The organism is Streptomyces sp. SID14515, from assembly GCF_010548505.1.
Taxonomy (GTDB): Bacteria; Actinomycetota; Actinomycetes; order Streptomycetales; family Streptomycetaceae; genus Streptomyces; species Streptomyces caviscabies.
On record NZ_JAAGMH010000006.1, the window covers coordinates 1 to 25,438 of the forward strand.

Annotated in this window: 5 protein-coding genes; all 5 read left to right on the forward strand. The window is 70.0% G+C overall.

What is annotated here, in order from left to right; all coding sequences use genetic code 11:
* Positions 1–10,360, forward strand: a 10,360-nt coding sequence (locus G3I54_RS01165; RefSeq protein ID WP_164610156.1) for a non-ribosomal peptide synthetase, incomplete at its 5' end; no start/stop codon positions are given.
* A 31-nt stretch (positions 10,361–10,391) separates the two neighbouring features.
* Complete coding sequence (locus tag G3I54_RS01170; protein WP_164610158.1) at positions 10,392–22,124, forward strand: non-ribosomal peptide synthetase; 11,733 nt, start codon at positions 10,392–10,394, stop codon at positions 22,122–22,124.
* Positions 22,125–22,215: 91 nt separating this feature from the next.
* A complete protein-coding gene (locus G3I54_RS01175; protein ID WP_164610160.1) occupies positions 22,216–23,241 on the forward strand; it encodes an ATP-binding cassette domain-containing protein in 1,026 nt (341 codons plus the stop codon).
* A complete protein-coding gene (locus G3I54_RS01180) occupies positions 23,238–24,035 on the forward strand; it encodes an ABC transporter permease (RefSeq protein ID WP_164610162.1) in 798 nt (265 codons plus the stop codon). Before G3I54_RS01175 ends, G3I54_RS01180 begins: the two co-directional genes overlap by 4 nt.
* 193 nt (positions 24,036–24,228) lie before the next feature.
* Entirely contained in the window at positions 24,229–25,434 is a 1,206-nt protein-coding gene (locus tag G3I54_RS01185) for an acyltransferase (RefSeq protein ID WP_164610164.1), read from the forward strand.
* The last annotated feature ends 4 nt before the right edge of the window (positions 25,435–25,438 follow it).

A 25,438-nucleotide genomic window follows, 5' to 3' on the forward strand; every position in this document is an offset into this window, starting at 1 on the left:
CAGTGGAAGCAGTGGCAGTGGCAGTGGCAGTAGTGGTGGCAGTAGTAGTGGCAGTGGTGGTGGTGTTCCGATCGGGCGGCCGATCTGGAACACCCGCACCTACATCCTCGACAACGCCCTGCGCCCCGTCCCCGTCGGCGTCCCCGGAGAGCTCTACCTCGCCGGAATCCAACTCGCCCACGGCTACACCCACCGCCCCGCCCTCACCGCCGAACGCTTCACCGCCAACCCCCACAGCACCACCGGCGAACGCATGTACCGCACCGGCGACATCGCCCGCTGGACCACCGACGGCACCATCGAATACCAAGGCCGCAGCGACGACCAGATCAAACTCCGCGGCTTCCGCATCGAACTCGGCGACATCGAAACCGCACTCACCACCCACCCCCACATCACCCACACCACCGTCCTCCTCCGCGAAGACCAACCCGGCAACAAACAACTCATCGCCTACACCCTCCCCACCCCCGGACACACCCCCCACCCCGACCAACTACGCACCCACGCAGCCACCCACCTCCCCGACCACATGATCCCCGCAGCATTCATCACCCTCACCGAACTCCCCCTCACCGCAAACGGAAAACTCGACCGCAAAGCCCTCCCCGCACCCGACTTCAGCCGCCAAGTCGTCGGCCGCAGCCCCCGCAACCCCCGCGAAGAACTGCTCTGCACCCTCTTCGCCGAAACCCTCAACCTCGACACCGTCACCATCGACGACAACTTCTTCAACCTCGGCGGGCACTCCCTCCTCGCCACCCGCCTCATCAGCCGTATCCGAACCGCCCTCGACACCGAACTCGACGTCCGCACCATCTTCGAAACCCCCACCGTCGCCGGACTCGCCCACCACCTCGACACCACCACCCCCACCACCCGCCCCCACCTCACCCCCCGACCCCGCCCCCACCACACCCCCCTCTCCCCCGCCCAACGCCGCCTCTGGTTCATCAACCGACTGGAGGGCCCCAGCGCCACGTACAACATCCCGCTGGCGGTCCGTCTGCTGGGAACTCTCGATGTGCCGGCCCTGCGCGCGGCGCTGAACGACGTCATCACCCGGCACGAGAGCCTGCGCACCACCTTCCCGGACACCGACGGCCACCCCCGCCAGGAAATCCACACCCCCGAACAGGCGACCGTCGACCTCACCGTCACCGACGTGACCACCGAAGAACTCGACGAACGCATCGGCGCGGCCGCACAGCGGGGCTTCGACCTGGAACGCGATCTGCCGGTGCGTGCCCAGCTGTTCCGTGTCACGCCCGAGGAGCAGGTCCTCCTGCTGGTCATCCATCACATCGCGGGCGACGGATGGTCCATGGCCCCTCTGTCGAAGGACCTGTCCACCGCCTACGCGGCGCGCAGCGCCGGAGCGGCCCCCGCGTGGCAGCCGCTGCCGGTCCAGTACGCCGACTACACCCTCTGGCAGGACGAGATCCTCGGCGACGAGGACGATCAGAACAGCGCCATGGCGCGGCAACTCGACTACTGGCGCCGGACTCTGGACGGCATTCCGGAGGAGCTGGCCCTCCCCACCGACCGGCAGCGTCCGGACGTCTCCGGCCATCAGGGCCGGGTGGTGCCGCTGCATCTGACCCCGCACCTCCACCGGCAGGTCGTGGACACCGCCCGAGCACGCGGCGCAAGCGTGTTCATGGTGATGCAGGCCGCGGTGGCCGCCCTGCTGAACAAGCTCGGCGCCGGCGAGGACATCCCCATCGGCAGCACGATCGCGGGGCGTACGGACGAAGCGCTCGACGACCTCGTCGGCTTCTTCGTCAACACCCTCGTGCTGCGCACCGACCTCTCCGGGAACCCGACCTTCCATGAACTCGTCGACCGGGTGAAGGAGACGGACCTGGCCGCCTACGCCCACCAGGACGTGCCCTTCGAGCGCCTCGTCGACGAACTCAACCCGGAACGCTCGCTGGCCAGGCACCCGCTCTTCCAGGTCATGCTGTCGTTCCAGAACAACGCCGCGGAGCGGACCGACATCCCCGGCACCCGGGTCGAGCCCTACCCCGTGGGCCTGGACATCGCGAAGTTCGACCTCGCCTTCCAGCTCGGTGAGCGCTTCGACGACGACGGAGCGCCCGCGGGTATCGACGGCGGCATCGAGTTCGCCACCGACCTGTTCGACGCGGCCACCGTCACGGCGTTCGCCGAGCGCCTGGTCCGGCTGCTGGAGGGCACCCTGGGGAACCCGGACGCCCCGGTGGCTTCGGTGGACGTGCTGTCGGCCGAGGAGCGGACACACCTCCTCGTCGGGTTGAACCCCACGGCACCCGTCGTGCCGTCGACGACGCTGGTGGCGCTGTTCGAGGCCCAGGTGGCGCGTACGCCGGAAGCCGTCGCCGTGACCAGCGAGGGGACCTCGCTCTCGTACGCGGAGGTCGACGCGCGGGCGAACCGTCTCGCGCGCTGCCTGATCACCCGGGGCGTGGGTCCGGAGCGGCTGGTGGCCCTGGCTCTGCCACGTACCGAGTCGATGATCGTCGCGCTGCTGGCGGTGCTGAAGGCCGGCGCCGCCTACCTGCCCGTCGACCCGGACTACCCGACGGACCGCATCTCCTACATGCTCCAGGACGCACGGCCGACGCTCGTGCTGTCGTCGGCCGAAACAGCCGCGGTGCTCGACTCCGTACAGGTGGACGACGCTTCCCGGCTGGTGCTGGACGACCCCGACGTGGTGCGCATGCTCGCCGCCCAGCCCGCGACGCCCGTCACCGACGCGGAACGGACGACCGCGCTCTCGCCCCTGCACCCGGCGTACGTCATCTACACGTCGGGCTCCACGGGCCGCCCCAAGGGCGTGATGATCCCTCACCAGAACGTGGTGCGTCTCTTCCGCGCCACCGAGGGCTGGTTCGGCTTCGGTGCGGACGACGTGTGGACCATGTTCCACTCGTACGCCTTCGACTTCTCCGTGTGGGAGATCTGGGGTCCGCTGCTGTACGGCGGACGGCTGGTGATGGTCCCGTACGAGACCAGCCGGTCGACCCGGGACTTCCGGGCCCTGCTGGCGGAGACCGGGGTGACGGTGCTCAATCAGACGCCGTCCGCGTTCTACCGGCTCGTCCAGGAGGAGCAGGAAAATCCCGCGGCGGGTGAACTCGCGCTGCGTACCGTGGTCTTCGGCGGCGAGGCACTGGACCTGCGGCGGCTGGAGGACTGGTACGGGAACCACCCGGACACCGCCCCCAGGCTCGTCAACATGTACGGCATCACCGAGACCACCGTGCACGTCACCTATCGCGCGCTGGACCGGCAGAGTGCCGCCACGCTCGGCGGGAGCGTCATCGGCGAAGCCATTCCCGACCTCCAGGTGTACGTACTGGACACGGGGCTGCGTCCGGTTCCGCCCGGCGTGCCCGGTGAGCTGTACGTCGCGGGCGCAGGCCTCGCCCGGGGCTACCTGAACCGTCCGGGCCTCTCCTCCGAGCGCTTCGTGGCCTGCCCCTTCGGCGCCCCGGGCACGCGGATGTACCGCACCGGCGACGTCGTGCGCTGGACCGTCGACGGCGAGCTGGAGTACCACGGGCGCGCGGACGACCAGGTCAAGATCCGCGGATTCCGGATCGAACTCGGCGAGATCGAGGCCGCGTTGTCCTCGTACGGGCCGGTCGCGCAGGCCACCGTCCTGGTCCGGGAGGACCAGCCTGGCGTCAAGCGTCTGATCGCCTACGCAGTCCCGGCCGCCGGGCAGAGTCTCGACACCGACCTGCTGCGCACCCATGTGGCCTCCGCCCTGCCCGACTACATGGTCCCCGCAGCGTTCGTCACGCTCGACGAGCTCCCCCTGACCGCGAACGGGAAGCTGGACCGCAAGGCGCTGCCGGAACCCGACTTCAACGCCCAGGCCACCGGCCGCGGGCCGCGTGACACGCGCGAGGAGACCCTCTGCGCTCTCTTCGCCGACGTCCTCGGCCTCGACACCGTCGGCATCGACGACAGCTTCTTCGAGCTCGGCGGCGACAGCATCGTCTCCATCCAGCTCGTCAGCCGCGCCCGTGCGGCCGGGCTCGTCCTCACGCCGCGCGACATCTTCCAGCACCGCACGGTCGAGGCACTCGCCGCGATCGCCACGGGTGTCGACGACGACACCGACTCCGCGGCACAGGACCCGGGCGCGGGGACCGGCGACCTGCCGGCGACCCCGATCATGCACTGGCTCGCCCGGACCGGCGGCGCCACCGACGGGTTCAACCAGGCCATGGTCGTACAGACTCCGGTCGGTGCGGATCTCCGCACACTCACCGCTGCCCTTCAGACGCTCCTGGACCACCACGACATGCTGCGTCTTCGGACGGCGCGGTCCGAGGGAGCCGACTGGAACCTCTCCGTCCGGGCCGAGGGGGCCGTCGACGCCCACGATGTCCTCCGGCGGGTCGACGCCTCAGGCGTCCACGGCGACGACCTGCGGGAGCTCATCTCCGCGGAGTCGCGTGCGGCCCGGGGCGCTCTCGACCCGGACCAGGGCTCGACACTCCGGGCCGTGTGGTTCGACGGAGGTCCGGGCAACGCCGGACGTCTGCTTCTGATGGCACACCACCTGGTGGTGGACGGTGTCTCCTGGCGCATCCTGCTTCCGGATCTGGCGACCGCCTACCGGGCGGCCGCCGCCGGTGACACGGCGGACCTTCCCGCGGTGGGGACACCGTTCCGTACCTGGGCGCAGGGCCTCGTCGAGGCCGCCTCCACCGAGGCGCGCACCGCGGAACTGGACACCTGGACCGCCATGCTCGGGGCCGAGGACCCCCAGCTCGGCAGCCGCCCTCTCGACCCCCGCAGGGACACCGCGGCCACCGCACGGAGCCTCTCCCTCACGCTCCCTCCGCAGCTCACCGAACCCCTGCTCACCACTGTGCCCGCCGCCTTCCACGCGGGCGTCAACGACGTCCTTCTCACCGCCTTCGCGCTGGCGGTCGCCGACTGGCGACGCGGCCGGAGCCTGGAGGGCGACCGGGTCCTGGTCGACCTCGAAGGACACGGCCGCGAAGAGCTCGTCCCCGGCGCGGATGTCTCGCGTACGGTCGGCTGGTTCACCAGCCTCTATCCGGTCAGCCTCAACCCCGGTGTCGCACCGGCACAGTGGCCCGAGGTGTGGGACGGTGGCGCCGTCGTGGGCGACGCCCTCAAGGCGGTCAAGGAACAACTGCGTTCGCTGCCGGACAATGGCGCCGGATACGGGCTGCTGCGTCACCTCAACCCGGAGACCGGAAAGGCCCTCGGCGCGCTGCCCGCACCGCAGATCGCCTTCAACTACCTCGGCCGCTTCGAGCTCGGCGACGGGACCTCGACGGCATCGGACTGGGAGCTGGTGCCCGACACGGACACCGGTGACGGCCGCGACCCCGACGGTCTGCTGGCTCACGCCCTCGAACTGAACGCCCTGACCGTGGACAGCGTCGAAGGCGGCTCGCTGGTCGCCAACTGGAGCTGGGCCGGGGAACTGTTCGACGAGGACGAGGTCCGCGCACTGGCGGACACCTGGTTCCGCGCGCTCGAAGCCGTCGTCACGCACGCCGCGGGTTCCCGCGTCGGCGGCCACACCCCGTCCGACTTCGACCTCGTGGCGCTGACACAGGCCGAGGTCGACGGACTCGCGCGGTACGGCGAGGCGGCCGACGTGCTGCCGCTCGCACCGTTGCAGCAGGGACTGCTCTTCCACGCCCTCTACGACGAGAACGGCTCGGACGTCTACAACGTCCAGATGGCCTTCGGCTTCGAGGGCGAGCTGAACAGCTCCGCCCTGCGCGCGGCCGCGGCCGAGCTGCTGCGCCGGCACGCCAATCTGCGCGCCGGATTCCACTCGCGGGAGAACGGCGATCCGGTTCAGGTGATCCCCCAGCAGGTCGATCTGCCGTGGACCGAGGTGGACTTGAGCGGACTGCCGGAGGAAGAGCGCGAAGCTGAGCTGGCCCGCCTGGTCGGCGAGGACCGTGTCCGGCGCTTCGACCTGACGGCTCCCCCGCTGATGCGTTTCACGCTCGTGACCCTGGGCACCGGCCGTCATCGGTTCCTGGTCACCAACCACCACATCCTGTTGGACGGCTGGTCGACACCGGTACTGCTGGACGAGCTCTTCGCGCTGTACGCCACGCAGGGCGACGCCTCGGGCCTGCCCCGGGTGACCCCGTACCGCGACTATCTCGCATGGCTCACCGAGCAGGACCGTACGGAGGCCGAGGCTGCCTGGGCGAACGAGTTCAGCGGCCTGGAGGAGCCGACGCTGCTGGCCGGCCCCGCCGATGACCAGGACTTCGCCCTTCCGGAGCGCCTGGTGGTCGAACTCTCCACGGACGAGACGGCGCTTCTGCTCGCCCGGTGCCGTCAGCTCGGCGTCACCACGAACACCGCCGTACAGACTGCCTGGGCCATGCTGCTCGGCCATCTGACGGGCCGCGACGACGTGGTGTTCGGCGCGACGGTCTCGGGCCGTCCGGCGGACATCCCCGGTATCGAGTCCATGGTGGGGCTGTTCATCAACACCCTGCCGGTACGGGTCGTGCTCGACCCGTCCGAGTCACTGGGCGGCCTCGTCCGCCGCGTCCAGGAGCAGCAGACCGCGCTGCTCCCCTACCACCACATCGGTCTGAACGACGTGCAACGGCTCACCGGGCACAGTGAACTCTTCGACACGCTGGTCGTGTTCGAGAACTATCCGATCGACGACGAGACGCTGGAGCAGGGCAGCAAGGGCCTGCACATCGTCTCCGGTACGAGCCGCGATGCCACTCACTACCCGCTCAGCCTCATCGCCGCCCAGACCGAGTCCGCCTTCGAGCTCCGCCTCGACTTCCGCCCCGACCGCTTCGACCGCACGCACGTGGCGGCGATCGGGGAGCAGCTCCGGGATCTGCTGGTCAGCTCGATCACCGAGACCGAACTGCCCGTTGGCCGTAGGAGTCTGCTCTCTGCGGTGGAGCGTGGGTGGGTGGTCGAGGGATGGAACGCGACCGACCACACGGTGACACCGGGAACCCTGGTCTCCGGGTTCGAGGATCAAGTGGCCCGCACCCCGGACGCGACCGCCGTCCTCTTCGAGGACCAGGCTGTCACATATGCGGAACTGGACACCCGGGCGAACCAGCTCGCGCACGCACTGGTGGCCCGGGGAGTGGGGCCGGGAACGTTCGTCGCGGTCGCCGCCCCCCGCTCCGTGGAACTGGTCACCGCCCTCTACGCCGTCCTGAAAGCGGGCGCCGCGTACGTACCGGTCGACCCGGACTACCCGGCCGACCGCATCAGCACCATCCTCCAGGACGCCACCCCCGCACTCCTCCTCACCACCACCAGCACCGCCCCGCAACTGCCCACGACACCAGTGCCGCAACTGCTGCTGGACACCGACCAGGGCCGGGGCACCGAACACCCCGCACACCGCCCCGACGTGACGGTCGCACCGAACGCACCCGCCTACGTGATCTTCACATCCGGTTCCACCGGACGCCCCAAGGGCGTCGTGGTCGGACACGACGCGATCAACAACCGCCTCGCCTGGATGCAGGACACCTACCAACTCGACACCACCGACCGGGTCCTGCAGAAAACACCCTCAGGCTTCGACGTCTCCGTCTGGGAATTCTTCTGGCCCCTGCGCACCGGCGCGACCCTCGTCCTCGCCCGCCCCGAAGGCCACAAAGACCCCGCCTACCTCACCACCCTCATCCAGAACACCGGCATCACCACCGCCCACTTCGTGCCCTCCATGCTCCAGGCCTTCCTCACCGAACCCACCACCCCCCACTGCACCACCCTGCGCCGGATCATCTCCTCCGGCGAAGCCCTCCCCACCGACACCGCCCACCGCTTCCACACCCAACTCCCCACCACCCAACTCCACAACCTCTACGGCCCCACCGAAGCCGCCGTCGACGTCACCGCCCACCACACCACCACCACCAGCAGCAGTGGAAGTGACACCACCAGTAGTGGTGGCAGTGGAAGCAGTGGCAGTGGCAGTGGCAGTAGTGGTGGCAGTAGTAGTGGCAGTGGTGGTGGTGTTCCGATCGGGCGGCCGATCTGGAACACCCGCACCTACATCCTCGACAACGCCCTGCGCCCCGTCCCCGTCGGCGTCCCCGGAGAGCTCTACCTCGCCGGAATCCAACTCGCCCACGGCTACACCCACCGCCCCGCCCTCACCGCCGAACGCTTCACCGCCAACCCCCACAGCACCACCGGCGAACGCATGTACCGCACCGGCGACATCGCCCGCTGGACCACCGACGGCACCATCGAATACCAAGGCCGCAGCGACGACCAGATCAAACTCCGCGGCTTCCGCATCGAACTCGGCGACATCGAAACCGCACTCACCACCCACCCCCACATCACCCACACCACCGTCCTCCTCCGCGAAGACCAACCCGGCAACAAACAACTCATCGCCTACACCCTCCCCACCCCCGGACACACCCCCCACCCCGACCAACTACGCACCCACGCAGCCACCCACCTCCCCGACCACATGATCCCCGCAGCATTCATCACACTCACCGAACTCCCCCTCACCGCGAACGGGAAGCTGGACCGCAAAGCCCTCCCCGCACCCGACTTCAGCCGCCAAGTCGTCGGCCGCAGCCCCCGCAACCCCCGCGAAGAACTGCTCTGCACCCTCTTCGCCGAAACCCTCAACCTCGACACCGTCACCATCGACGACAACTTCTTCAACCTCGGCGGCGACAGCATCGTCTCCATCCAGCTGGTCAGCCGCGCCCGTGCGGCCGGGCTCGTCTTCACACCGCGTGACGTCTTCCAGCAGCGCACCGTCGAGGCGCTCGCCGCCATCGCGGTGGCCTCCGACGGCAGCGCGGTCGACACCCCGAACGACCCCGAAGCGGGGACCGGTGACCTCCCGGCGACGCCGATCATCCACTGGCTGTCCGAGGCAGGCGGCGAGATCGACGGCTTCTACCAGGCCATGGTCGTCCGGACGCCCGCCACCGCCACCGTGGAGACACTCACCACGACGCTCCAGTCCCTCATCGACCACCACGACATCCTGCGCCTGCGGACCACGCGGACCGAGGGCCGCCCATGGACGTTCACCGTCCGGCCCAAGGGTGACGTCGACGCCGCGTGGATCCTGCGCCGCGTCGACACCGCCGGCGTCCACGGCGGCGAACTGCGCAGCCTGATGGCGAAGGAGACCAAGCCGGCTCAGGACGCACTCGCGCCCGACGACGGTGTCGTGCTCCAGGCCGTCTGGTTCGACGGTGGTCCGGGCGTCGAAGGGCGCCTGCTCCTGATGGCGCACCACCTGGTCGTGGACGGAGTCTCCTGGCGCATACTCCTCCCGGATCTCGCCACCGCGCACGATGCGGCCGAGGCCGGACGCGAGCCCGACTTCGGACAGCCCGGAACCTCCTACCGCGGCTGGGCCCAGGGGCTGGTCGAGGCCGCCTCCACCGAGGCGCGCACCGCGGAGCTGGACACCTGGACCGCCATGCTCGGGGCCGAGGACCCGCTGCTCGGCAACCGTCCTCTCGACCCGGACCGGGATACCGCGGCCACCAGTCGCGCGCTCTCCGTGGAACTTCCCCCTCATCTCACCGAGCCTCTGCTCACCACCGTTCCCGCCGTCTTCCACGCGGGTGTCAACGACATCCTCCTCACCGGCTTCGCACTGGCCGTCGCCGACTGGCGACGTCGCCGCGGGCAGAACACCACCGGGACGCTCATCGACCTGGAGGGGCACGGCCGTGAGGAACTCGTCCCCGGCACCGACATCTCCCGCACCATCGGCTGGTTCACCAGCCTCTACCCCGTACACCTCTCCCCCGGCGTCACCGAAGACGCCTGGGAAGAGATCCGGACCGGCGGCCCCGCCGTCGGCAACGCCGTCAAGAGCATCAAGGAACAGCTCAGGGCCCTGCCCGACAACGGCGCCGGCTACGGCCTCCTCCGCCACCTCAACCCCGACACCGCACCCACCCTCGCCGCCCTCCCCACCCCCCAGATCAGCTTCAACTACCTGGGCCGCTTCGAACTGGCCGGCAAGAAGGGCGGCTCCGGCGGGACGACCGCCTGGTCCCCCGCTCCCGAGGCGGACAGCGGGGTGAGCGGCGGCAGCGACGACGGCATGCGGCTCAGGTACGCGTTCGTCCTCAGTGCCGCGGCGATCGACGGACCCGACGGGCCCACCCTGACGGCCGGCTGGTCCTGGCCGCGGGAACTGATCGACGAGGAAGACGTACGCGACCTGGCGGAGAGCTGGTTCCGGGCCCTGGAAGCGATCGTCACGCACGCCGAAGGGCCGGACGCCGGCGGTCGCACCGCCTCCGACTTCTCGCTCGGAGGCCTGTCGCAGGACGAGATCGCCGAGTTCGAAGACGACTTCCTGCTCTGAGCGGAGATCACTGATGCCGAAGGAAAACGCAATGACGAAGTCCGGTCTCGAAGATGTTCTCCCGCTCTCGCCCATGCAGCAGGGGCTGCTGTTCCACTCGATGTACGACGAGGACGACGCCGACGTCTACACCATCCAGCTCAGCTTCGCGATCGAGGGTGAGCTGGACGCGGAAGCCCTGCGCCGGGCCGCTGCCGGCGTGTTGCGCCGGCACGCGAGTCTGCGAGCCGGATTCCGGCCCCGTAAGAACGGCGAACCGGTCCAGCTGATCTCCCGCGAAGTGGAACTGCCGTGGGCCGATGCCGATCTGCGTGGTCTGTCCGACGCCGAACGCGAACGGGAACTGGACCGGCTGATCGCCGAGGACCGCGCCCGCCGGTTCGACCTGGCCCGTCCTCCGCTGGTGCGCTTCACCCTCATCAGGGTCGGGCAGGACCGCTACCGGTTCCTGGTGACGCACCATCACATCCTGTTGGACGGATGGTCGTTCGCCCGTGTTCTGGGCGAGCTGTTCGAGCTCTACGGCACCGGCGGTGACGATTCCGGGCTGCCTCGTGTGACGCCGTACCGCGAGTACCTCGGCTGGCTGGACCGGCAGGACCGCCCGGCCGCCGAAGCGGCCTGGCGGCATTCCCTGGCGGGCCTCGACGGGCCCTCGCTGCTCGCCACCGGAAGCCGGAGCACCTCGCTCAGCCGGGGGCAGCTCACCGTGGAACTGTCGGCCGAGCGGACCGCGGCGCTCGGCCGGGCCGCCCGGCGGGCGGGGGTGACGGTCAACACCGTGGTCCAGGCGGCCTGGGCCATGGTGCTGGGGCGGTTGGCCGGCCGCGACGACGTGGTGTTCGGTGCGACGGTCTCGGGCCGTCCGGCCGACATCCCCGGGGTCGAGTCGATGGTGGGTCTGTTCATCAACACCCTGCCGGTCAGGGTCCGCATCGATCCCTCCGAGAGCCTGAACGATCTGCTGGCCCGGATCCAGGACGAGCAGTCGGAGCTGATGCCTCACCAGCACCTGGGGCTCAACGAGATCCAGCGACTGAGCGGGCACAGCGAACTCTTCGACTCGATCCTCGTCTTCGAGAACTTCCCGGTCGACTCGCAGAGCCTCCAGAAGTCCTCCGGTGCGCTCGGCATCGTGGCGAGCGAGAACCGCGACGACACGCACTACCCGCTCACCATCGCCGTACTCGTCGGCGAGACCATGGAACTCGCCCTGGCCTACCAGCCGGATGTGCTGGATCCCGCGCTGGCGCGGTCTCTCGCCGACAGCCTCGTGCTTCTTCTCAGCACGGTCGACGAGGACGCCGAGCGTCCGGTCGGGCTGCGGCAGTTCGGCTCCCCCGAGCAGAACGCGCTGCTGCTGGCGCAGAGCACGGGACCCGTGCTGGAGTTGCCGGCCGAGGAGACGCTGCACGGCCTGCTGGAGTCGCAGGCGGCACTCACCCCGGACGCCACGGCTCTGGTGTGCGGCACGGAGCGGCTGACGTTCGCGGAGCTCAACGGCCGCGCCAACCGCATGGCCCGACTGCTCGTCGAGCGGGGGGCCGGGCCCGAGCGGGTCGTGGCGCTCTCGCTGCCCCGCTCGGCGGACCTGGTCGTGGCCCTGTACGCGGTGCTCAAGTCGGGCGCCGGGTATCTGCCCCTGGACCCGGAGTACCCGGCCGACCGGGTGGCGTACCTCTTCGACGACGCTGCTCCGGCGTGCCTGATCACGCATCACGGCACCGCGGCGGGTCTGCCCGACGTGGCGGCCGGGACACCACGGGTCGTCCTGGACGACCCCGCGGTCGAGCGGGCCCTGGCCGGTCTGCCGGACAAGGACCTCGTCCAGGCCGACCGGATCGCCCCGGTGGGGGCCGACCACCTCGCGTACGTGATCTACACCTCGGGTTCGACGGGCCGGCCCAAGGGTGTGGCGGTCGAGCACCGCAACGCCGTGAGCCTCTTCCACAGTCAGCGGGCCCAGCTCTTCCGGCCCGGGTCACAGGCGCTGGGTGACCGGCGGGTGCGCGCCGGTGTCACGGCGGCCTTCACCTTCGACGCGTCGGTCAACGGTCTGATCTGGATGCTGGACGGCCATGAGCTGCACGTCATCGACGACGAGGTGCGCCGGGACCCGGAGCAGATGGTCGGCTACGTGCGGCAGCAGCGCCTCGACTTCGTCTTCTCCACGCCGACCTATCTGCGGCAGCTGCTGGCGGCCGGGCTGATGGATGCCGCCGAGCACCGCCCGCGTCTGCTGGAGATCGGCGCCGAGGCGACCGACGACGCTCTCTGGCAGGAGATGCGGGAACTGCCCGACGTATCCGCCTTCAACTACTACGGCCCGACCGAATGCACCGTCGTCACCCTCTGCCTCCCCTTCGCGGAGAGCGAGAAGCCCCTGATCGGCAGGGCGCTGGGGAACACCCGGGCCTATGTCCTCGACAGCCGGCTGCGGCTGCTTCCCGCGGGCATGGCGGGCGAGCTGTACATCGCGGGACCGCAGGTGACTCGCGGCTATCTCGGGCGCTCGGCGCTGACATCCGAGCGGTTCGTGGCGGACCCGTACGGCGTCCCGGGCGAGCGGATGTACCGTACCGGCGATGTCGTGCGCCGCACGGCCGACGGGCTGCTGGAGTACCTGGGGCGCGCGGACGACCAGGTGAAGATCCGCGGCTTCCGCATCGAGCTCGGCGAGATCGACTCGGTGCTGACGGGCCACCGGTCGGTCGCGCACAGCGCGGTGGTGGTGCGGGAGGACCAGCCCGGCGTCAAGCGCCTCGTCGCCTATGTCGTCCCGGCCGGCCGGAGCGCCGACACCGAGGTGCTGCGCGCCCATGTGTCGGACCGGGTGCCGGAGTACATGGTGCCGTCGGCGTTCGTCGTCCTGGACGCCCTGCCGATGACCGCCAACGGGAAGCTGGACCGCAAGGCACTGCCCGCACCCGACTTCAGCCGCCAGGTCGTCGGCCGCGGCCCGCGCACCCCGCGCGAGGAACTGCTCTGCGGGCTGTTCGCGGAGGTTCTCGGCCTGCCGGAGGTCGGTATCGACGACAGCTTCTTCGAGCTCGGTGGCGACAGCATCATCTCGATCCAGCTCGTCAGCCGGGCCCGCCGTGCGGGACTGGCTCTCACGCCCCGTGACGTCTTCCAGCTGCGGACCGTGGAGGCGCTGGCCGCCTCCGCACAGCTCTCCGACGAGGCGGGGAGCAGCACCTCCGAAGGGTCCGGGCCGGACAGCGCGACGGGCGCGGTGCCGCTGACGCCGATCATTCACCATCTGCGGGAGACCGGCGGTCCCGTGGACGGGTTCAACCAAGCCATGATGATGCAGGTCCCGGGCGACTACGACCTCGGGACGCTGACCAAGGCGTTCCAGGGGGTGCTCGACCACCACGACGCGCTGCGGTTGCGGCTGGACAGGACGCCGGACGGCACCTGGTCGCTGGAGGTTCCCCCCCGGGGCGCTGTCCGGGCCGAGGATGTCGTGCGGCGGGCCGACGCGCGTGCCGTGCCTCTGAGCGAGGCCGCGCAGGCCGCCCAGGAGCGGCTGTCCCCCGGCGACGGGGTGATGGTGCAGGTGGTGTGGCACGACGCGGGGCCCGACGCTCCCGGGCAGGTTCTTTTCATGGCGCATCACCTCGTCGTGGACGGAGTGTCCTGGCGCATCCTGATGCCCGATCTCGTCGCCGCGTACGAGGCGGTCTCGGCCGGCCGTGAGCCGGACCTGGAGCCGGTGGGCACCTCGTTCCGCGCCTGGGCCGACGGGCTGGTGCGGGCGGCCGGGGAGCGTACCGGCGAGCTGGACATCTGGACCGCCATGCTCCAGGGCGAGGATCCCCTGCTCGGCTCCCGCCCGCTCGACGCGCGCCGTGACGTCGTGGCGACGTCCGGGGGCCTGTCGGTCTCGCTGCCCGCCGACATCACGCGGGCGCTGCTGTCCCAGGTGCCCGCGGCGTTCCACGCGGGCGTCAACGACGTACTGCTCACCGGCTTCGCACTGGCGGTGACGGACTGGCAGCGGCGGCGGGGCCGCGACTGCTCCAGCGCGTTGATCGACCTGGAGGGGCACGGCCGTGAGGAACTCGTCCCCGGCACCGACATCTCCCGCACCATCGGCTGGTTCACCAGCCTCTACCCCGTACACCTCTCCCCCGGCGTCACCGAAGACGCCTGGGAGGACGTATGGACCGGCGGCCCCGCCGTCGGCAACGCCGTCAAGAGCATCAAGGAACAGCTCAGGGCCCTGCCCGACAACGGCGCCGGCTACGGCCTACTCCGCCACCTCAACCCCGACACCGCACCCACCCTCGCCGCCCTCCCCACCCCCCAGATCAGCTTCAACTACCTGGGCAGGCTGGGCGGTTCGGCCTCCGAGGAGGAAGGCGACTCCGGGAGCGGGCTGGGCGGAGCCGCCGACCCCCAGATGCCGCTGACCCACGCGCTGACGCTCAACTCGATGGCACGGGAGACGCCCCAGGGGCCGTCCCTGGTCGCCAACTGGTCCTGGCCGCGGGAGCTGTTCGACGAGGACGAGGTGCGGGACCTGGCCCAGACCTGGTTCCGCGCCCTGCGGGCGATCGTCACGCACGCCGAAGGGCCGGGTACGGGCGGCCACACGCCGTCCGACCTCTCGCTGGTCCGGCTGGCGCAGAGCGAGATCGACGAACTGGAGGCCGGGCAGCCGAAGCTGGCGGACGTTCTGCCGCTCGCCCCGCTCCAGGAAGGTCTGCTCTTCCACGCCCTCTACGACCAGCAGGGCTACGACGTCTACACCGTCCAGTTCTCCTTCGAGATCGGCGGTGAGCTGGACGGCGCGGCGCTCCGGGCGGCCGCGGACGCCCTCCTCAAGCGCCACGCCAACCTGCGGGCCGGGTTCCGGACTCTGGACAACGGGGAGGCCGTCCAGGTGATCCCGGCCGAGGTGAGGCTGCCGTGGTCCGAGCTCGACCTCAGTGGTCTGTCTCCATCGCGCCGTGAGGCCGAGCTGGCCCGTCACCTGGACGAGGACCGCAACCGGCGCTTCGATCTGACCGCTCCCCCGCTGGTGCGGTTCAGTCTGGTCGCCCTCGGTGAGGGGCAGCACCTCTTCACGATCACCAACCACCACATCCTGCTGGACGGCTGGTCCTACCCGGTGCTGCTGGGAGAGTTGTTCGAGCTGTACGCCGCGCAGGGGGACGACTCCGCTCTACCCCGGGTGGCCCCTTACCGGGACTACCTCGTCTGGCTGGCCAAGCAGGACCGCGGTGCTGCCGCGGAGGCGTGGACCCGGGCGCTCGACGGCCTCGACGAGCCGACGCTGCTGGCGCCGGTGGACCCCGGGCGGTTGCCGGTCGTCCCGGAGCGGATCTCGCGGGAGCTGTCACCGGAGTTCGCGGTGGCCCTGCGTGAGAGGGCCCGTGAACACGGCGTCACGCTGAACACGCTCATGGGGGTCGCCTGGGCCATCACCCTGGGGCACCTGACCGGCCGGGACGACGTGGTGTTCGGCACCACGGTGTCGGGCCGGCCGCCGGAGATCCCGAACATCGAGTCGATGGTGGGGCTGTTCATCAACACCCTGCCGGTACGGGTCCGGCTCGACCCCGCCGAAACGGTGGGCGACCTCCTGCGCCGCGTCCAGGACCAGCAGTCCGAGCTGATGGCCCACCAGCACGTGGGGCTCACCGACATCCGGGAGATGACCGGGTTGGGCGAGCTCTTCGACACGATCCTCGTGTACGAGAACTACCCGGTGGACAACGAGGCGATGGCCCAGTCGCTCGGCGATCTGACGGTTCGGGGCACCGAGCCCCTCGACGCCACGCACTACCCGATCGGCGTCACGGTGATGCCGATGGGCGAACGGCTGCTGGTGCGGGCGGACTACCGCGGCGATGTCTTCGCTCCGGAAGCCGCCGAACGCGTCCTCGGTCACCTGCTGCGGGTGGCCGAGGCGATGACCGATCCGCTGCGTCCGGTGCGCGAGCTCGATGTGCTGTCCGACGCCGAGCGCCGCCGGCAGCTCGTCGACTGGAACGACACGGCCCGCGACGTGCCCGACGAGGTCCTCGCGGAGCTGTTCGAGGCCCAGGCCGCGCGGACACCCGACGCCGACGCGCTGCTGTCCGGCGGCACACGCCTGTCCTACGCGCAGCTCAACACCCGGGCCAATCGGCTGGCACGGCTCCTGATCGCCCGCGGGGTCGGACCGGGGAGTTACGTGGCGGTGGCCCTGCCGCGGACCGCGGAGCTGCCGATCGCTCTGCTCGCGGTGGCCAAGACCGGCGCGGCGTACCTGCCGATCGATCCGGACTACCCGGCGGACCGGGTCTCGTACATCTTCTCGGACGCGCGGCCCGTCTGTGTGATCGCCGGCACGAGCACGGCGACGGGACTGCCGGTGGACCCCTCCGACCTGGTCGTCGTCGACGACGGGACCACGCAGGCCGCTCTGGCGGCCCTCTCGGGGGAGGACCTGGCCGCCGTGGAGCGGACCGGTCCGCTCTCGCCCGCGAGCCCGGCGTACGCCATCTACACCTCCGGTTCCACGGGCCGGCCCAAGGGTGTCGTGGTGTCGGCCGGGAACCTGGTCAACTTCCTCTTCGCCATGCGTGAGCGGGTGTCTCCGCAGCCGTCCGACCGGCTGCTCGCCGTGACGACGGTGGCGTTCGACATCGCGGGACTTGAGCTGTATTTGCCGCTGGTCTGCGGAGCGTCGGTGGTGATCGCCGCCTCGGACGAGGTCCGGGACACCGCGCTCCTCGCCGAGCTGGTGAGGAGCACGGGGGCGACCATCCTGCAGGCGACCCCTTCGCTCTGGCAGAGTCTGGTCACCGAGCGCCCCGAAGCCGTGCGCGGCCTGCACATGCTGGTCGGCGGGGAGGCACTGCCCGCCCCGCTGGCCCGGGCGATGGCCGAGCTCGGTTCCCGGGTCGTCAACCTCTACGGCCCGACGGAGACGACCATCTGGTCCGCCGCCGCCGAGGTCTTCGCCGAGGGCGACCCGTCCATCGGGCGTCCCATCGCCAACACCCAGGTGTATGTGCTGGACGCCGGGCTGCGGTTGATGCCGGCGGGCATACCGGGAGAGCTCTACATCGCGGGAGAGGGAGTCGCACACGGGTACCGCGGTCGGCCGGGCCTGACCGCCGAGCGCTTCGTCGCCAGCCCCTTCGGCACCGCGGGCGAGCGGATGTACCGCACCGGCGACCTGGTGAAGTGGCGGCCGGACGGACAGCTGGAATTCGTGGGCCGCGTCGATCACCAGGTGAAGATCCGCGGTTTCCGGATCGAACTGGGCGAGATCGAGAGCGCCGTCGCCGCCCATCCGGCCGTCGGCCAGGTCACGGCGCTGGTCAGGGAGGACCGGCCGGGCGACAAGCGTGTGGTGGCCTACGTCGTGCCCGCGCGGAGCGATGAGGAGCCGGACGCCGACGAGCTGCGGAGCCGGGCGGCGCTGACGCTTCCGGAATACATGCTGCCCTCGGCCTTCGTGGTACTGAAGTCGTTCCCGCTGACGCCGAACGGAAAGCTGGACCGCAAGGCCCTGCCCGCGCCCGACTTCGGCAGCCTGGCCTCGTCCCGCGACCCCCGGAACCCGCGTGAGGAGGTCCTCTGCACGCTCTTCGCGGAGATCCTCGGCCTGGAGACCGTAGGAATCGACGACAGCTTCTTCCAGCTCGGGGGCCACTCCCTCCTCGCCACCCGCCTGGTCAGCCGCGTCCGTACGGTGTTCGACGTCGAACTCGCGGTGCGCGAGATCTTCGAACAGCCGACCGTCGCCGGGCTCGCGCAGCGCCTGGACACCGCCGACGGCTCCCGTCAGGCGCTGGGCGTGATGCGGCGTCCGGCGGAGATCCCGTTGTCGCCGGCCCAGCGGCGGCTGTGGTTCCTCAACCGCTTCGAGGGGCCGAACGCCGCGTACAACATTCCGCTCGCCACCAGGCTGCTCGGCGACGTGGACCCCGCTGCCCTCCAGGCCGCGCTGCGCGATGTGGTGGACCGTCACGAGAGTCTGCGGACGGTCTTCCCCGACACCGACGGCCGCCCCCGCCAGGACATCCTCAGCTCCACGGCGACCGCCCTGGAGCTGCCGGTCACGGTGGTGTCCTCGGAGGAACTGGACGGCGCGGTGGGCGCCGCGGCCCGGGAGGGCTTCGACCTGGCGCGGGACATCCCGCTGCGGGCGCGGCTCTTCCGGGTCTCCGCCGACGAGCACGTGCTGCTGATCGTGGTGCACCACATCGCGGGCGACGGCTGGTCGCTGACGCCCCTGGCACGGGATGTGGCGACGGCTTACCGGGCGCGGCTGTCCGGGGCGGCACCGGAGTGGGAACCGCTGCCGGTCCAGTACGCGGACTACACGCTGTGGCAGCGGCAGGTGCTGGGCGAGGAGAGCGATCCGGCCGGCGCGCTGGCCGGACAGCTGGACTACTGGCGTGCGGCGCTGGCGGATCTCCCGGAGGAGATACCGCTGCCCATGGACCGGCCCCGGCCGCCGGTGGTGGACTACCGGGGCCGGACGATTCCGCTGCGGCTGCCCGCGCACATCCATCAGCGGGTGGTGGACCTGGCGCACGCGTGCGGTGCGAGTGTGTTCATGGTGATGCAGGCCGCGGTCGCGGCCCTGCTGGGCAAGCTGGGCGCCGGGGACGACATCCCGCTCGGCAGCGTGATCGCGGGCCGCACCGACGAGGCGCTGGACGATGTCGTCGGCTTCTTCGTCAACACGCTGGTCCTGCGCACCGACCTCTCGGGCAATCCGTCCTTCCGCGAGCTCGTCGAACAGGCCAGGGCGACCGACCTGGCCGCCTACGCCCACCAGGACGTGCCCTTCGAGCGCCTGGTGGAGGAGCTCAACCCGGTCCGTTCCATGGCCAGGCACCCCCTTTTCCAGGTCATGCTGGTGTTCCAGAACAACGCGACCGTGCAGACCGAGGTGCCCGGGGCCCGGATGATCCCGTACCCGACGGGCACGGACGTCGCCAAGTTCGACCTGTCGTTCCAGTTCGGCGAGCGGCTGGGCCCGGACGGCGCCCCGGCGGGCATCGAGGGCAGCATCGAGTTCGCGCTGGAGCTCTTCGACCCGGAGACGGTCGAGGCGCTGGCCGTGCGGCTGGAGCGGTTCCTCGACGTGGTGACCGCCGATCCCGCGCGCGCTGTCGCAGGTGTCGACGTCCTCACCCCGCAGGAGCGGCGGACGATTCTGGTCGAGTGGAACGACACCGAGCGGCCCGTCGAACCGGTCACCCTGCCCGGGCTCTTCGAGGCCCAGGTGTCCCGCACCCCGTCGGCGGTCGCCGTGGACGCCGGGCATCTCAGGCTCACCTACGCGGAGCTGAACGAGCGCGCCAACCGGCTCGCGCACGCCCTGGTCGAACGCGGTGTGGGGCCCGAGTGCGTCGTCGCCCTCGCGCTGCCCCGCTCGGTGGACATCGCGGTGGCGCAGCTCGCCGTGGTGAAGGCCGGCGCCGCCTATCTGCCGGTGGACCCGGACTATCCGGCCGAACGCATCGCCTACATCCTCGATGACGCGGCCCCGGTGCTGGTCATCACCGACACGGAGCACGCCGGGCGGCTTCCGGAGGGCGGTGGCGCACCGCGCCTCCTCCTGGACGACGCCGATCTCTCCGGGCACCCGACGCACAACCCGGCGGTGCCGATCCACACGGCACAGCCCGCGTACCTCATCTACACGTCCGGTTCGACCGGCCGCCCCAAGGGCGTCGTGGTCACCCACCACGGGCTGGCCAGCTTCGCGGCCGTGGAGGTGGAGCGGTTCGACGTGACCGGGGACAGCCGGGTACTGCAGTACGCGTCACCCAGCTTCGACGCGTCGGTGCTGGAGATCTGCATGACGTACGCGGCGGGCGCCACGCTCGTGGTCCCGCCCCCGGGGCCGCTGGCCGGGGACGTCCTGGCCGAGGTGCTGCTGGAACTCGAGGTGACGCACGCGCTGATTCCGCCCGCGGCGCTGGCATCGGTACCGGCCGGCGGCTTCCCCGCTTTCCGGTCCCTGGTGGTCGGCGGTGACGCCACCTCGGCGGAACTCGTCGACCGGTGGGCTCCGGACCGCCGGATGGTGAATGCCTACGGTCCGACCGAGTCCACCGTCGCGGCCACGATCGGCCAACCGCTGACGGCCGGCACGGGCACTCCGACGATCGGGCGTCCGGTGCACAACAGCCGGGTGTACATCCTGGACTCGGGTCTGAGCCCGGTCCCGGCCGGAGTCGCCGGTGAGCTGTACATCGCCGGCGCCGGCCTGGCACGTGGCTATCTCGGCCGGACCCCGCTGACCTCGGAACGGTTCGTCGCCTGCCCGTTCGGCGGTCCGGGCGAGCGGATGTACCGGACCGGCGACCTGGCCCGCTGGACGGCAGAGGGGGAGATCAGGTACCTGGGGCGCGCGGACAACCAGGTGAAGATCCGCGGCTTCCGCATCGAGCTGGGAGAGATCGAGTCCGCGCTGCTCTCCCACGGCCGGGTGGCGCAGGCCGTGGTCACCGTCCGGGCGCAGCAGACCGGCGAGCCCGCGCTGGTGGCCTACACGGTGGCCGGGGACGAGGGGGCCGCCGATCAGGCGGAGCTGCGCCGGCACCTGGCGGCGTCCCTGCCCTCGTACATGGTGCCGGCCGCCTTCGTACGGCTCGACGCGCTGCCGGTGACGCCCAACGGAAAGCTCGACCACAAGGCGCTGCCTGCCCCCGATCTCGGGGAGCTGGCGGGGTCGCGCGGTCCGCGCGCGCCCCGGGAGGAGCTGCTGTGCGGTCTGTTCGCAGAGGCCCTGGGCCTGGAACGGGTCGGCATCGACGGCAACTTCTTCGAGCTCGGCGGCGACAGCATCGTCTCCCTTCAGCTCACCAGCCGGATCCGCTCGGTCCTCGGCGTCAAGATCAGCAACCGCGCCCTCTTCGAGACGCCCACCGTGGCATCGCTCGTCGAGAGCCTCGGCTCCGGGTCGTCGAGCGACGGCTTCGAAGGCCTGCTGCCGCTCCGCGCCGACGGGGAGAAGCCGCCCCTGTTCGCGGTGCACGCCACGGGCGGGCTCGCCTGGGGATACGGCGAGTTCCTGAAGCACATCCGCGCCGAGTACCCCGTCTACGGCCTACAGGCACGCGGCTTCAAGCCGGGCGACGAACTGGCCCGGAGCGTACCGGAGATGGCCGCGGACTACATCGAGCAGATCCGTACGGTCCAGCCGCACGGCCCGTACCACCTCATCGGCTGGTCCATGGGTGCGCTGACCGCCTACGAGATCGCCACCCAGCTCCAGGACGCGGGAGAGGAGATCGGCCTTCTGGTCAACCTCGACCAGATTCCGTTCGAGGAGTACTTCGGCGCCGATCAGCCCGAATACACCGAGCAGATCGTCTTCCGCGCACTGCTGATGGTCGCGGGATTCGATGTCGATTCCATCGGTGAGGACGTCGTATTCGAGTACGCCCAGGTCATGGAAATGGTCAGCAGCCGGGACAGCGCCTTGGGGAGCCTCGAACCGCATCACATCGACGCGTTCGCCGAGGTGATGAAGAACAACTACCGCATCGTGACGGAATTCCGTCCCAAGAAGCTGCGGGGCGGCATGACGGTGGTCGTCTCGACCACCGAACACGGTGAGGAGGCCGAGCAGCGCATGGTCGACAAGTGGAGCCCGTACGTCGGCGGGGGCATCGACACCCACCCCCTGGCCGCGACGCACAACGACATGATGTCGCCGGGCGCCGTCTCGGAGATCGGCCGCCTGGTCCACGACCGGCTCCGGTCTCTCGGCGGGCCGCCCGTGGCAGCTAGCTGACTCCTCCCTTGCGGCGGTCCTCCGGCCGCCCCTTTGATGAGCAGAAATGCCCGTAACGCTTGGCCAATCCCCGATGTGGAAGTGGACGGATATGGAGACAGCGATCTCTGCGGAAGGACTCCGCAAGAAATACGCGGACAATGTGGTGCTGGACAGCATCGACCTGTCCGTCGCCAAGGGCGAGGTGCTGGGACTGCTCGGTCCGAACGGTGCGGGGAAAACCACGATCGTGCGTATCCTCGCCACGCTGTTGCCGTACGACAGCGGGAAAGTCACGGTCGCCGGGTTCGACCTCGCCAAGGACAAGCGCGAGATCCGTCGCCGTATCGGTCTGACCGGGCAGTACGCGGCAGTCGACGCCCTGCTCACCGGACGGGAGAACCTCCGTCTGATCGGTGTTCTCCTGGGACTGGGCAAGCGCAAGGCGCACACCAGGGCGGAAGAGCTTCTGGAGCAGTTCGACCTGACGCATGCCGCCGACCGGCAGGCCAAGACGTACTCGGGCGGCATGCGGCGCCGGCTCGACCTCGCCGCAAGCCTCGTCACCACTCCCACCGTGCTCTTCCTCGACGAGCCGACCACCGGCCTCGACGTGACCAGCAGGAAGCTGTTGTGGGGCATGGTCAGGGAGCAGGTGAACAAGGGGGTGTCCGTTCTCCTGACCACGCAGTACCTGGAGGAGGCCGATCAGCTGGCCGACCGGATCGCCGTCCTCAACCAGGGCGGGCTCATCGCCGAGGGCACCCCGGAGGAGCTCAAGCGGAAGGTCGGCGGCGAGCGCCTGGAGGTGTCCGTGGCGACGGAGGCCGACCTTCCGGCCGCGACGCGGGCTGTCGGCCAGGCCTCCGCCGAGGTCCCGTCGATCGACAAGAAGACGAAGACGGTCTCCATACCGCTGGTAGGCGGGGTGAACACCCTCGCCTCGGTGACCACCGCGCTGAAGGAGGCGGCGGTGGAGCCCGTCGACTTCGCGATCCGCCGTTCCTCCATGGACGACGTCTTCCTCGCGCTCACCGGGCAGCCGGTGTCGCCCGAAGAAGCCGACGACGACGAGACAGGCCCGGGGGCCCGACCCACCGCAGAGCGGCAGACCGTTCAGGGAGAGAAAGCGGCATGACCGAGACCCTTGTCCACTCATCCGCCCTCATCGGCCGGCACCTTCGGCATCTGACGCGCACACCACAGCAGTTGCTGAGTGTCACGTTGCTGCCAGTGCTCTTCGTCCTGGTCTTCGGCTATCTCTTCGGCAGCGCGATGGAGGTGCCGGGCGGCCAGTCCTACCAGGACTACATCATGGCCGGCATCTTCGCCCAGGTCGTGCTCGGGAACATGGTCCTGAGTGCCCTCGGCGTGATCTCCGACCTCGACAACGGGCTGATGGACCGCTTCCGGTCGCTGCCGATGTCCCGTTCCGCCGTCCTCATCGGCCGGACCACCCACGATCTGATCCTGACCATCTGGAGCTTCGCGCTCATGACGGTGCCGGGCTATGTGATCGGCTGGCGCGTGCACGAGGGCATTCCGTCGGCCCTGGGCGGATTCGGCGTGATGCTCCTCCTGGGGCTGGCCGCTTCCTGGCTCGGTGCCCTGCTGGGCCTGAAGCTGGCCAACGCCGCGGCGGTGAACGCCCTCGGCTCCATCATCGTGATGCCGCTGGCGTTCCTGTCGAACGCGTTCATCCCGCTCGACGGCCTGCCCGGCTGGATGCAGGCGATCTCCCAGTGGAACCCGGTCAGTTCCGTGGTCCAGGCCACTCGGGAGCTGTTCGGGAACGCACCGCCGGTCCCCGCCGACGCGGCGTTCCCGATGCAGCACGCGGTCCCCATGGCCGTGGCCCTCTCCCTGGCCCTGCTGGTCGTCGCGGTTCCGCTGACGATCCGCGCCTACGAGAAGGCCGCGTCGAAGCAGTAACTCCACCCCACAACGGCAGGGGGCCGGACCGCGACCGCTCATGGACGCTGTCCGGACTCTCTGCGACGAAGACCCTGCAAGAACACATCCTGCAGGGTTTCGTCGTATCTCCGCGGCCCTCGGTCCAGACGTACCGATCCGGCTGCCCGATCCCGTCCGCACCGAACCCAGTCCACGAAACGGGGGAATGATGATGACCGAGACGAAGGAAAGACCCAAGGGCTCCCGGCTGAGTTCACTCACCGGAGTCCGATTCCCAGCACTACTCCTGGTATTCCTCAACCACATCCACCTCGGGATCCCTCTCCGCTCACCGGAGGCCGGAGAGACCTACTACACCTGGGCCGGCTGGATCGGCCAGGCCGGCCTCTCGCTCTTCTTCCTCATCAGCGGATTCCTGCTGGTGTGGACCGCGCGCGAACACGATTCCGCACTGCAGTTCTGGCGGCGCAGGTTCGTACGGATCGCACCCCTGCACTGGGTGACCTTCGGCCTCTCGCTGGCCATCTTCGCCTATCCGGCCGTCTCCGGCACGGCGGCCGTTCTCAACTTCCTGATGGTCTCGTCGTGGTCGATCGATCCCGAAATCTTCGGCAGCATGAACGCCCCCAGCTGGTCACTGACCTGCCTGGCCCTCTTCTACCTGCTCTTTCCCGCCCTGCACCGGGCCGTGCGGCGCGTTCCGGCGCGACGTCTGTGGTGGTGCGCCGGCGCGGTGGTGGCCGCGATCATCTCCATCACGGTCGTCGTACGAGCGGTGGTCCCCGCAGACCCCATGATCCACCCCCTGTCGCCGGCGTCCTCCCTGAACGCCTTCTACTTCATCCAGATCTTCCCCGTGTCGCGCGTTCTGGAGTTCCTCCTGGGAATTCTGCTGGCACGCCTGGTCATCTCCGGCCGGTGGATCGGGGCCGCCCGGCCTCTGCCCGCCACGGCGCTGCTCCTGGTGGGCTTCTTCATCGCCTACCAGCTACCGCGTGAATACCGGCTCGTCGCCGCGATGATCATCCCGGTCGCCCTGTTCGCCGGCAGTCTCGCCGCGGCCGACATCGCGGGGCGCAAGTCCCTCCTCGCGACCCGGCCCATGCAGTGGCTGGGCGACATCAGTTTCGCGTTCTTCCTGGTCCACTGGCCGGTGATCATGTTCTTCGCCAAGGTCTTCGGCCAGCAACGGATGTACTCGGTATCCGAGTTCATCGCCGTCGCACTGCTGGATCTCACGGTCAGCATCGTCCTCGCCTGGCTGCTCACCATCGGCGTGGAACGTCCGCTCGTCCAGCTGCTGTCGGGCCCCCGCGGCCGGACCGAGCAGCCGCCGACGGACCCCCTGCCCTCCATCCCTTCACCCCGACAGGGAGGCCACGACGAGGAAGCAGCGTCACAGGCTCACGCCTCATGACGCA

Excerpts from the sequence above, each read along its gene's own strand:
- G3I54_RS01180 (WP_164610162.1), top strand. The coding sequence starts at position 23,238 with ATGACCGAGACCCTTGTCCACTCATCCGCCCTCATCGGCCGGCACCTT.
- G3I54_RS01185 (WP_164610164.1), top strand. The coding sequence starts at position 24,229 with ATGACCGAGACGAAGGAAAGACCCAAGGGCTCCCGGCTGAGTTCACTC.
- G3I54_RS01175 (WP_164610160.1), top strand. The coding sequence starts at position 22,216 with ATGGAGACAGCGATCTCTGCGGAAGGACTCCGCAAGAAATACGCGGAC.
- G3I54_RS01170 (WP_164610158.1), top strand. The coding sequence starts at position 10,392 with ATGACGAAGTCCGGTCTCGAAGATGTTCTCCCGCTCTCGCCCATGCAG.